This window comes from Flavobacterium sp., from assembly GCF_039916025.1.
GTDB lineage: Bacteria > Bacteroidota > Bacteroidia > Flavobacteriales > Flavobacteriaceae > Flavobacterium.
This window is the reverse complement of record NZ_JBDSMB010000137.1, coordinates 1-12,901: the sequence shown is the minus strand read 5'-3', so window position 1 is coordinate 12,901 and position 12,901 is coordinate 1. Positions and strand designations below refer to the sequence as shown.

The 12,901-nt window shown below is 37.3% G+C and carries 6 protein-coding genes; 1 reads left to right on the top strand and 5 read right to left on the bottom strand.

The genetic code is table 11. From position 1 onward, the window contains the following. Positions 1 to 37 precede the first annotated feature (37 nt). Positions 38 to 1,276, bottom strand: a complete 1,239-nt coding sequence (hutI, locus tag ABIQ27_RS09790) for an imidazolonepropionase (protein ID WP_348033702.1) — start codon at positions 1,274 to 1,276, stop codon at positions 38 to 40. A 68-nt stretch (positions 1,277 to 1,344) separates the two neighbouring features. Here hutI and corA point away from each other — a divergent pair, with 68 nt between their 5' ends. Next, positions 1,345 to 2,415 carry a magnesium/cobalt transporter CorA gene (gene corA / locus ABIQ27_RS09785; RefSeq protein ID WP_348033701.1) on the top strand — a complete coding sequence of 357 codons (1,071 nt, stop codon included), beginning with the start codon at positions 1,345 to 1,347 and terminating at the stop codon, positions 2,413 to 2,415. 34 nt (positions 2,416 to 2,449) lie between these two features. Here the strand turns inward: corA and nhaA are convergent, their stop codons facing one another. From nhaA to ABIQ27_RS09765, 4 genes are all read right to left on the bottom strand, one after another. Then, a complete protein-coding gene (nhaA, locus tag ABIQ27_RS09780) occupies positions 2,450 to 3,604 on the bottom strand; it encodes a Na+/H+ antiporter NhaA (protein WP_348033700.1) in 1,155 nt (384 codons plus the stop codon). Positions 3,605 to 3,672: 68 nt separating this feature from the next. Further along, entirely contained in the window at positions 3,673 to 5,622 is a 1,950-nt protein-coding gene (locus ABIQ27_RS09775; protein ID WP_348033699.1) for an OmpA family protein, read from the bottom strand. Between the two features lie 13 nt (positions 5,623 to 5,635). Beyond that, positions 5,636 to 6,547, bottom strand: coding sequence for a type IX secretion system membrane protein PorP/SprF (locus tag ABIQ27_RS09770; protein ID WP_348033698.1), 912 nt, complete (start codon positions 6,545 to 6,547; stop codon positions 5,636 to 5,638). 55 nt (positions 6,548 to 6,602) lie between these two features. After that, a complete protein-coding gene (locus ABIQ27_RS09765; protein WP_348033697.1) occupies positions 6,603 to 12,854 on the bottom strand; it encodes a gliding motility-associated C-terminal domain-containing protein in 6,252 nt (2,083 codons plus the stop codon). Between the last annotated feature and the right edge of the window lie 47 nt (positions 12,855 to 12,901).

The window sequence follows — 12,901 nt, the reverse complement described above, 5'->3', positions numbered from 1 at the left end:
TATAAAAGGAAAAAGTCCCGATTTATCGGGACTTTTTTTATGAAACTAACTTTCCGTTTAACAGGACTTGTTCAATCAAATCAGTGCCAAAGGAATAGGGCAATTCATAGTATGAATTCAGAGGTTTTGTGATAATGAGATTGGCTTTTTTGCCAACAGTTATGCTTCCGTGAGTTACAGAGATTCCCATAGCATACGCACCATTTATTGTGGCGGCATTGATTGCTTCTTCGGGCGTCATTTTCATTTTAATACAGGCTGTTGCTACAACAAAATTCATATTTCCTGATGGTGAAGTTCCCGGATTAAAATCGGAAGCTAAAGCCAGAGGCAGACCAGCAGAAATCATTTTTCGTGCGGGCGTATACGGAATGCTGATAAAATAAGAACAGCTTGGCAACGCGACTGGCATCGTTTCACTATTTTTCAGTTCTTCAATATCTTCATCGGTTACAATTTCCAAATGATCTACAGAAAGTGCGTTGTGTTGTACACAGGCTGCAATTCCGTGAATGGCTGTAAATTGGTTAACATGTATTTTGGAACGCAAAGCATATTGCTTTCCGGCCGCCATAATCCGTTCGGTTTCTTCAACTGAAAAATAGCCTGTTTCACAAAAAGCATCAATATAATCAGCCAGGTTTTCTTTGGCAATTTTGGGAAGCATTTCATTGATGATTAAATCAATGTATCCAGCATGATTTTCTTTGTATTCTAAAGGGAAAGCATGAGCACCAAGAAAAGTAGCTTTAATGGTTATTGGATAATTAGCAGCTAATTTTTTTATCACGCGAAGCATTTTGAGTTCACCATCAACGGTCAGGCCGTAACCCGATTTAATTTCGACTGCACCGGTTCCTTGCTGGATAACTTCTTCGAGTCTTTTTTTAGATTGGTTGTAGATTTCTTCTTCCGTTGCTTCGTTTAGTTTTTTGGCAGAATTTAGAATTCCTCCGCCACGATTAGCAATTTCTTCATAAGTCAAACCATTGATTCTGTCTGCAAATTCCTGTTCGCGATTACCAACATACACGATATGAGTATGGCTGTCACACCATGATGGCAAAATCATTTTTCCAGCAGCATCAATTGTTTTGTCAGCGTTTATTTTCGGACAGTTATCCATCGAGCCAAAAGCTGCAATCGTTTCATTTTCAATTAACAAATAGGCATTTTTGATAGTCGGTAAAATTCCCATTTCGCTTCCGGAAACTTTATCTATTGAAGTTTGTCTGACTTGCAATAACTCTTTTATGTTGATGATCAACGTTTGCATAAAATGATTTTTGGTAAAAATAGTTCTAAAAAAAGAAATAGTATTAAATTTAAACAAATTTAGAATTCGTGAGAAAAATTAAATACAAAAAAGGTAGAAAAGTGCAACCATCACTTTTAGAATATACAGGAAAGCATAAAGATACAGCGACAGAAATGCAGTTGTTTGTTTACGATACCAATGACCTGACTGAGTATAATGAGTTTAAGGTTGCTGATTGTGAAAAATATTTTAATGACTCCAAAATAAATTGGCTGAATGTTCATGGTTTGAATGATATTGTGATTGTCAAATCGATTGGCGACTGTCTAAAGGTTGATAATTTTATGCTGGGCGATATATTAAATACGACTAAACGCACGAAGCTTGAAGAATATCACGACATTCTTTTTTTCAATATTAAATCATTACTGCCGATTGAGAATAGCGATGCTATCAATGTGGAGCAAATAAGTTTTCTTTTGAAGAATGGGACTTTAGTTTCGTTTCAGGAAAAGCGAAGCGATTTTTTTTCGCACATTCGGGAGCGAATCAGAACACATTCAGGAATTGTAAGAGATAAAAAAGCAGATTATTTATTGTATTTATTGCTTGATGCGGTAATGGAAAATTTCTACATCACCATCGAAAACGAAGAGGACAAGGTTGAGGAATTGATTAATTTATCAAAAACAAGTACCAATCCACAAATTTTAGAGCAAATCGAAAAACACCGTGATAATTATAACTTCTTAAAGCGTTCTATAATTCCGCTGCGTGATTCTTTGTATTCGATTAAAAGCATGAAAGACGATAATGTTTTTAATGCTATAGAGCATGATAATTATAGTTTTTTCGAGCGTCTGCATCAAAAATGTTTAGAGCTTTTGGAACAGATAGAGTATGACTTGATTACGCTTGACAGTGCTTCTAATTTTTATTTTTCTTCCCAAAACCACAAGATGAATGAAGTGATGAAAACCTTAACCGTAGTTTCGGTTTTCTTTATGCCATTGACATTTATTGTTGGAGTTTACGGAATGAACTTTGACAATATGCCCGAACTGCACTGGCAGTATGGTTATTTTATCATCATTGGGATTATGATTTTGTTGCTTTTGGGAATGATATATTATTTCAAAAAGAAGAATTGGTATTAAAAAGAATTACGAATTACGAATTACGAATTACGAATTACGAATTAGCTTGGTTAAAATCCTTTTTCAAAACTGACTTTAAAAATAATAGACCTATAATTCCGGCAATTAGGGAAGAAACCAAAATCATGATTTTGGAATTATCGATATGCTCAGCATCGGAAAATGCGAGAAGCGTAATAAAGATTGACATCGTAAATCCAATTCCGCCTAAAAATCCAACACCGATTATGGCTTTCCAATTGATATCGTCCGGAAGCGAACAGATTTTTAATTTCACTGCTAAATAACTGAAAAGCGCAATTCCAATAGGCTTCCCGATAATTAATCCTAAAGCAATTCCTAGCGTGTAATTTTGGGATAAGGCTGAATGCCAATTAGAATTTATTATGATTGCAGTATTTGCCAAGGCAAAAATGGGAAGAATAAAATAGGCAACAGGTTTGTGTAAAAAGTGCTGTAAAATTATGGATGGTGATTTTTCATCTCCTTTACTAAACGGAATTGCAAATGCTAATAAAACTCCTGTAATTGTAGCATGAACTCCGGAATTAAGCATAAAATACCACATAAAAACACCGCCAATTAAATAGGGAATAAGGTTATGAACTTTCAATCTGTTTAAAATTAACAAGCCTCCAAAAATGGATAAGGCAATGATTAGATTCATCCAATTTAAATCGCCGGTATAGAAAATGGCAATTATCAGAATTGCGCCCAAATCATCTATTACTGCCAAAGCTGTTAAGAAAACTTTCAATGAAGTCGGAACTTTATTTCCTAAAAGTGATAATATTCCCAATGCAAAAGCAATATCTGTCGCCATTGGAATTCCGGCTCCGGATTGTGTTTCAGTTCCAAAATTTAAAAGTAAAAACAAGCCTGCCGGAACCAGCATTCCACCAAGCGCTCCCGAGATTGGAAGCAATGCATTTTTGATATTGGAAAGTTCACCGTCATAAATTTCGCGTTCTAATTCCAAACCAATCAGCAAAAAGAAAATGGTCATCAACCCGTCATTTATCCAATGTTCGAGCGAATGATTTCCTAATTGATATTGCCAAATGTGTAGATAACTTTCGCTCCAAATAGAATTCGCCAGCAGTAATGAAAGCAGTGTACAGGCAATTAATGTAAATCCGCCTGCTTTCTCACTATCAAAAAAATCATTGAAAAGTTTAGTAATTTTCATATTTCAAAGATAAAAAAAAGCACCCGTTTAAGGATGCTTTTTTAAAATATGATTATTAGGGTTTTGTATTATAATGCTGTAATTACGAATTCTGAACGTCTGTTAAGTTGGTGTTCTGCTTCAGAACATTTTACACCATCTGAACAACCGTTAACCAATTCGTTTTCACCTAAACCTTCAGATGTTAAACGATCGGCAGCAATTCCGTTTTTAATCAACCAGTCTTTGGTAGATTTTGCTCTTCTTTTCGATAATCTATCGTTGTAAGAGAATGAAGCTCTACTATCTGTATGAGAACGAATGTTGATTTTCATTGATGGATTTTGGTTCAATACATCCAGTAATTTTGCTAAATCCACAGCTGCATCAGGTCTGATATTCCATTTGTCCAAATCAAAATAGATAAGATTGATTTTGAAACAATCTGCTAAATCATCACCTATTTTAACTTTACATGTAGTTGTTTTTAGTTCGATGTTAAGTTCTGTCTTACCGGTTTCTTTACCAATAACTACTGGAGATTCTTTCGTCGTATAATCTTCAAGAGAAGCTCTTACATAATATTTTGTACCACAAACGACTTCGGTGAATTCGTATTTTCCTTCTGCATCAGAAGTTGTTTCTTTAAGCTGATTGAATTTTTCATCAAAAAGAATCAATTTCACATTCGGTAAAACTGCTTTAGTATCTTCATCAGTAACTACACCGAAAAGGATTTGATCACACCAAATTGGTCTTGTTTCTACAAATTTATAAATATCATCGTTTCCTTGTCCGCCATCTCTGTTTGAGCTTACGAATCCATTTTTAGTTTTAAAATTAATGATAAAGGCAAAATCATCTTTTGGACTGTTTGCTTCTTCACCAACGTTTAGAACTTGTTTAAAATTAAGGCTTCCGTCTTTTGGCAATCTTGTGATAAATACATCTAATCCACCTAAACCAGGCTGACCATCCGAAGCAAAATACAATTCGTTATCGTCAGAAACGAAAGGATAAGTTTCTCTTCCGGCTGAGTTAATTGAATCTCCAAGATTTTCCGCAGGACCAAAGCTGCCGTCTTCATTTATTTTTACTCTGAATATATCTGATTGTCCTTTAGTTCCAGGCATATCAGAAGCAAAATATAATGTTTTTTCATCCGGTGATAAGGCTGGGTGAGCTGTTTGATAACCATCGCTGTTGAATGGAAGCGCAGTAATATTTGTCCATTGTCCTTCTTTATCTAAAGTGGCTTTATAAATTTTTAAAAGCGTTACTTTACTGGCATCAAACCCTCTTTCGTCAAGGTAATTATTACGCGTGAAGTAAACCGTTTTTCCATCTTTAGAAAAAGCCGGAGTATCTTCATGGTATTTGGTGTTTATTTTTTTACCAAATTTACCAACAGCTCCAAGAGAACCATCTTCTGAAATAGGAGAATCGTAAAGATTGGTAAAGTATTGACCTGTCCAGGTGTGGATTCTTTTAGAGAAGTTTCCAGTATCACGGGCAGATGAAAATACTACTTTAGTTCCCATAAATGCAGTTCCATAATCAGAATACTTGGTATTTATACCAGCATTCTCGATTTTATAGCGACCTGAGTTGCTTTTGATTACATCTAAATAATTTCTGTTTTCAGATAGTAATTTTGCTCTGGTGTCGTTTCCGCTTTTTTCTGAAAATATGGCTAACATAGCGTCCGCTTTGTCATTTTCTTTTACAGCTTTAAGCGTTTGGGCATGACGATAATAGAATTCAGGATCTTGTTCCGGATTCGTCGCATAAAGCTCAGAATAAAATTTGTTTGCTTTTTCTAACTCAGCATTAAAATAATAAGAGTTTCCCATTTTTAGAAGCATATCAGGCGATTTGTATCCTTTTTCATAGATTCGCTCGTATGTTTTGATAGCATCAATATAAGCGTATTTTGCATACTCTTTATTACCCCTAACTTCTATTTTTTTACTAACCTGAGAATAACTACTCACACAAGTGAGAGCTAATAGTACTAAATATGTAATTTTATTTTTCATAATCGTTATATTATTAGAAGAATCTAGGTGATACCATTTTACTAACTTTATTGAACAACTCAAATCGTAAGAAAATCTCATGAGAACCCGAGTTATATCTTCTTAATTCTGTTGTTTCCATATCATAGCTATAGCCAACAAACAAACCATCGGTTATTTGAAAACCTGCCAGAGCACTTACTGCAGCATCCCAGCGATACGCTCCACCAAGCATTAGCTTGTCAAAGAATAAGAAGTTGGCCGAAGCATCTACCTGTAGCGGAGCACCAGTTACTAGTTTAGTTAAAACAGCCGGTTTGAATTTTACCGATGGTCCTAAATCAAACACATAACCACCAATAAAATAAAAATTCATTCTTTCCTGAAATACAGCTACATCATTATCGTTGTATTTAGAATCCTGCAGGAAGTTTGGCACCGAAAGGCCTAAGTATAATTTATCAGAATGAAGATAAACTCCAGCTCCAAAATTCGGTGAAAACTCATTATCGAAATTTTGAAGATTTGGATCATTTGCCTGAGCAGGAGTCAACTTATCCGTATCTAAATTAAATATATTCCCGGAAGCTTTAACTCCAAAAGACAGTTTATAGTTTTCATTCATTGGGATTGTATACGATAAATCGGCTGAAATGGTATTGTCTTTAGTTGGGCCAATTTTATCATTTACTAAAGATACTCCAAGTCCAAGATTACTGTTGTTGATTGGTGTATTGATGGAAAATGCATTAGTGGTAGGAGCACCATCTAATCCTACCCATTGGGTACGATGCAATCCAAAAATACTCATGACTCCTCTCGATCCTGCATAAGCCGGATTGATATTTATGGTGTTATACATGTATTGGGTAAACTGTGAATCTTGCTGAGCAAAACCAGAGTAACACGTTAACATCAAAGCGAAAATTAAAATTTTTGTTCTCATATTTTCTATTTTTTAACCTGAGGGTTTTTCAACCCTCAGGAATTAGTAGGTTTTTTTATCTTGTAAGGTATAAATATCCGTCTTTAGTGAAAGAAGCTCCTCCATCAGTCCATTGGATTACATAGAAGTAAGTTCCTGTTGGCAATTCAGCTGATTTGTCAATAGTAGTCCTTCCTTCGGAAACACCTTCAAATCTTCTTCCAAGGTTATCATAGTTTTTAGTTTCATAAACTAAAACACCCCAACGGTTGTATATTTCAACCTTATTGCTAGGATAACATTCAAAGTCTCCAATATGATCAATTTGGAACCAGTCATTTATACCATCATTATTAGGAGTAAATGCATTGTGTATTGCAATTAATTCACAAGGTAATGGTTTACAATCATCATTTACAGTCATCACTATGTCATAGCTATCGAAACAACTACCGTCAGCAAGTGTATATCTAAAGATATAAACTCCAAGTGCTACTCCAAAAGGATTGAATACAGTTCCTGTTAAACCAGTAGCGCTGTTAACATTTGTCCATGTACCGCCAGTTGGTGTACCAGCAGGTAGCAATGTCATTAAGTCAACGCTATCGAATTCAGCAAAGTTACATCTTACAGCAGGTATTTCCTGTACTGTTGTATTTGTTACAGTAACATGAATTGTTTGCGTATATGTTTGAGATATATTTCCACAAGCATCAGTAGCAACCCATGTTCTTACTATAATATAAGAGTTATCAATTACTTCAGATTGTGTTACTGTAGGCACTGGAACAATATTACCAGAACAATTATCAGTAAAGGTTAATTCAGGTGCAACCGGAATAGTAGAACAAGTAACCTGTACCTTCTGATCAAATTCTGAAGTTAATACTGGTGCAATTGTATCTTGTATTGTAAATGTAGCTGTTGTAGCAACACTATTTCCACAACCATCAGTAGCTGTAAAGATTACTGTAGCAGAACCTGTACTTCCACAGCCATCGCTTAATGCAATGAAGTTGTTAGACCAAGTTACATTAGAACAAATATCTGAAGCTGCAGCACCACCATTAGAAGCTAACCAAGTATTTAATGCAGCGGTATTTCCATTTCCATCACATTCTACTGTTGCATTAACAGCAACAGTTGTGATTGTTGGTGCTACTGTATCAACAATAGTAAATGAACCTGTTGCTGAAGAAGAATTTCCACAATCATCAGTAGCAGTAAACGTTACAGAAGCAGTACCTGTGCTACCACAACCATCACTAAGACCATCAAAGTTATTAGTCCAGGTTACGTTAGAACAAATGTCTGTAGCCGAAGCACCACCATTAGAAGCTAACCAAGCTGCCATTTCTGCGGTATTACCATTTCCATCACATTCTACTGTTGTGTTAACTGTAGTAACTGAGATTGATGGAGCTGTATTATCTTCAATTGCAAAGATTGCTGTTGATGTAGCAGTGTTACCACAATCATCGGTAGCAGTAAACGTTACAGATGCAGAACCTGAGTTTCCACAACCATCGCTTAGAGCTTCATAGTTGTTAGTCCAAGTTACGTTAGAGCAAGTATCAGAAGCCGAAGCACCACCGTTAGAAGCTAACCAGGCAGCTAAAGCTTCAGTATTACCATTTCCATCACATTCCACTGTAGCATTTGCTGCTGCAATATCAATAGTTGGAGCGGTAGTGTCTTCAATGGTAAAGATAGCTGAAGATGTTGCAGTGTTTCCACAATCATCAGTTGCTGTAAAGGTTACCGAAGCAGAACCTGTGTTTCCACAACCATCGCTAAGAGCATCAAAGTTGTTAGACCAAGTTACATTAGAACAAGTATCAGAAGCCGAAGCACCACCATTAGAAGCTAACCAGGCGGCTAAAGCGTCTGCGTTACCATTTCCATCACATTCTACTGTTGCATTAACAGCAACGATATCAATAGTTGGAGCGGTAGTATCTTCAATAGTAAAGGTTGCTGAAGATGTTGCTGTGTTTCCACAATCATCAGTAGCAGTAAATGTTACTGTAGCTGATCCTGTACTTCCACAACCATCACTAAGAGCATCAAAGCTGTTAGACCAAGTCACGTTAGAACAAGTATCAGAAGCCGAAGCACCACCGTTAGAAGCTAACCAAGTGGCTAAAGCTTCTGTGTTACCATTTCCATCACATTCAACGGTTGCATTAGTTGCAAGGATATCAATAGTTGGTGAAGTTGTATCTTCAATAGTAAATGTAGCTGAAGATGTAGCTGTGTTTCCACAAGCATCAGTAGCGGTAAATATTACTGTAGCTGAACCTGTATTTCCACAACCATCGCTAAGAGCATCAAAGCTGTTAGACCAAGTTACATCAGAACAAGTATCAGAAGCCGAAGCACCACCATTAGAAGCTAACCAGGCGGCTAAAGCTTCTGTGTTACCATTTCCATCACATTGTACAGTTGCATCAGCTGCAGCTGTATCAATAGTTGGCGCTATATTATCCTGAACAGTAAATGTAGCCGAAGTAGTTGTAGCATTTCCACAATCATCAGTGGCAGTAAATATTACAGTTACAGCAGCTGAACAATCACTTGCTATAGTATCAAAATTATTTGACCAAGTTACGTTAGAACAAATATCTGAAGCCGAAGCACCACCATTGTTATCTAACCAAGCTTGAAGTGTAGCCGTATTTCCACTACCATCACATTGTGATATTAAGTTAGCCGCAGGCGTACTAATAGTTGGAGCGGTAGTATCTTCAATAGTAAATGTAGCTGTTGACGTAGTTGCGTTACCACAATCATCAGTAGCAGTAAAAGTTACAGAAGCAGAACCTGTGTTACCACAACCATCGCTAAGTTCATTATAGCTATTTGTCCATGTTACGTTAGAACAAATATCAGAAGCAGAAGCACCACCATTAGAAGCTAACCAAGCTGTTAAAGCTTCTGGATTACCATTTCCATCGCATTCTACTGTAGCATTAGCTGCAGCGATAGAGATTGTTGGCGCAGTTGTATCTTCAATTGTAAAGGTTGCTGTTGATGAAGTTGCGTTTCCACAATCATCAGTAGCTGTAAAAGTTACAGAAGCACTTCCAGTGTTTCCACAACCATCGCTAAGCGCATCAAAGTTGTTAGTCCACGTTACGTTAGAACAAGTATCAGAAGCTGAAGCACCACCGTTAGAAGCTAACCAAGCAGTTAAAGCTGCAGTATTTCCCTGACCATCACATTGAACAGTTACATTAGCTGCTTCAACACTAATAGTTGGAGCCGTAGTATCTTCAATAGTAAAGGTAGCAGATGCTGTTGAAGTATTTCCACAATCATCAGTAGCTGTAAAAGTTACAGAAGCAGAACCTGTGCTACCACAACCATTGCTAAGAGCCTCAAAGCTGTTAGTCCAAGTTACGTTAGAACAAATATCTGAAGCCGAAGCACCACCGTTAGAAGCTAACCAGGCAGCTAAAGCTGAAGTATTTCCCTGACCATCACATTCTACTGTAGCATTAGCTGCAGTAATTGTAATAGTTGGCGCTGTAGTATCTTGAATTGTAAAAGTAGCTGAAGTAGTTGAAGTGTTTCCACAAGTATCAGTAGCGGTAAAAGTTACCAAAGCTGAACCTGTGTTTCCACAACCATTGCTAAGTGTATCAAAGCTGTTAGACCAGGTTACATTAGAACATGTGTCTGAAGCTGTAGCGCCACCATTGGAAGCTAACCAAGCAGCTAAAGCAGCAGTATTTCCCTGACCATCACATTCTACTGTAGCATTAACTGCAACAATATCAATTGTTGGAGCAATAATATCCTGAACAGTAAATGAAGCTGAAGTAGTTGTGGCATTACCACAATCATCAGTAGCAGAGAATACTACTGTCACAGCAGCTGAACAATCACTTGCTATAGTACTGAAATTATTAGACCAAGTTACATTAGAACATATATCAGAGGCTGAGGCACCACCATTAGAAGCTAACCATGCGGATAAAGCAGTTGAGTTACCACTACCATCACATTGAACAATTAAGTTAGTTGCTGCGATAGTAATTGTTGGCGCAGTAGTATCTTCAATTGTAAAGGTAGCTGTTGATGTAGTAGCGTTACCACAATCATCAGTAGCAGTATATGTTACCGAAGCAGAACCTGTATTACCACAACCATTGCTCAAAGCATCAAAGTTATTAGACCATGTTACGTTAGAACAAGTATCAGAAGCTGAAGCACCACCATTAGAAGCTAACCAAGCGGCTAAAGCAGCTGAGTTACCATTTCCATCACATTCCACAGTTGCATTAGCTGCAACAATAGAGATAGTTGGAGCAGTAGTATCTTCAATAGTAAAGGTTGCTGAAGTAGTTGTAGCATTGCCACAATCATCAGTAGCAGTAAACGTTACCGAAGCTGAACCTGTGTTTCCACACCCATTGCTTAATGCAGTGAAACTGTTAGTCCATGTTACGTTAGAACAAGTATCAGAAGCTGAAGCACCACCGTTAGAAGCTAACCAGGCAGTTAAAGCAGCTGAATTACCATTTCCATCACATTCTACAGTTGCATTAGCAGCAGCTGTATCAATAGTTGGAGCAGTAGTATCTTCAATAGTGAATGTTGCTGTTGATGAAGTAGCATTCCCACAATCATCAGTAGCAGTAAACGTTACAGAAGCAGAACCTGTGTTACCACAACCATCGCTAAGTTCATTATAGCTATTTGTCCATGTTACATTTGAACAAATATCAGAAGCAGAAGCGCCACCATTAGAAGCTAACCAAGCTGTTAAAGCTTCTGGATTACCGTTTCCATCACATTCTACTGTAGCATTAGCTGCAGTAATATCAATAGTTGGGGCAGTTGTATCCTGAATTGTAAAAGTAGCAGTTGATGAAGTATTATTACCACAATCATCAGTAGCAGTAAAGTTTACTGTTGCAGAACCTGTGTTTCCACAACCATTGCTAAGAGCATTAAAGTTGTTGGTCCAGGTTACGTTAGAACAAGTATCAGAAGCTGAAGCACCACCGTTAGATGCTAACCAAGCAGCTAAAGCAGCAGAGTTACCATTTCCATCACATTCTACAGTTACATTTGCAGCAATAGTATTAATTGTTGGTGCTGTATCATCTTGAATTGTAAATGAAGCTGTTGAAGAAGTTGCGTTACCACAATCATCAGTAGCTGTAAATGTTACCGAAGCAGTTCCTGAATTTCCACAACCATCGCTAAGAGCATCAAAGTTGTTAGTCCAGGTTACATTAGAACAAGTATCAGAAGCTGAAGCACCACCGTTAGAGTTTAACCAGGCTTGTAATGTAGCAGTATTTCCCTGACCATCACATTCAACTGTAGCACTCGCTGCAGCAATTGTAATTGTTGGAGCAGTAGTGTCTTGAATAGTAAATGTAGCTGAAGATGTTGCTGTGTTTCCACAATTATCAGTTGCTGTAAAAGTTACCGAAGCAGAACCTGTGTTGCCACAACCATTGCTAAGCGCATTAAAGTTGTTTGTCCAGGTTACATTAGAACAAGCATCAGAAGCTGAAGCACCACCGTTAGAAGCTAACCAGGCAGCTAAAGCAGCTGAGTTACCATTCCCGTCACATTCAACAGTTGCATTAGCAGCAGCTGTATCAATAGTTGGCGCGGTAATATCTTGTACGTTTATAGTTTGAGAAGCTGTAGAAGTATTTCCACAGGCATCGGTAGCTGTCCAAGTTCTGGTTACTGAGTAAGAACCGGCACAAGCACCATTAGTTGTTACATCAACAAATGTTAAAGAAACATTTGGGTCACAATTGTCTGTAGCAATAGCCTGAGCAAAGTTAGGTGTTGCCGGACAGTTGATGGTTGATGTAGCAGGTAATGTAGCAATTACAGGAGCTGTAATATCTTGAATAGTTATAGTTTGTGTTGCAGAAGTTGCATTCCCACAAGCATCAGTTACTGTCCATGTTCTTGTGATTACCTTATTGCTAGGACATGCACTTGCTGGTGTTAAACATACGCTTTGGAAAGTAATACTTCCGTTAACACTAGCTTGTTTTCTGGCGAATATAAACCAGGTACCATTCATTGGACCAGTTAAATTCTCAAAACTTGAAACATAGCTATTTACACCAACAATTGTATTAGGAGATGACAAAGCACCATTAGGGGTAAAGTTTTGAGGAATATCCTGAGTTATAACATTGTTATTGTTCCATTGTGTATATCCTGAACTATTTGGATAAAATAATGGCAAGTATAATTCTTGGTCGCTTGAATTGTCATCTTCACATGCACCACCTGTACAATAAGGTCCGACTAGAACAACTGCTTGACCACTAGGAGATACCAATGTGAATTCTGCACGACCTTTTCCTTGATTTGTTTCAAAAGCAAGAG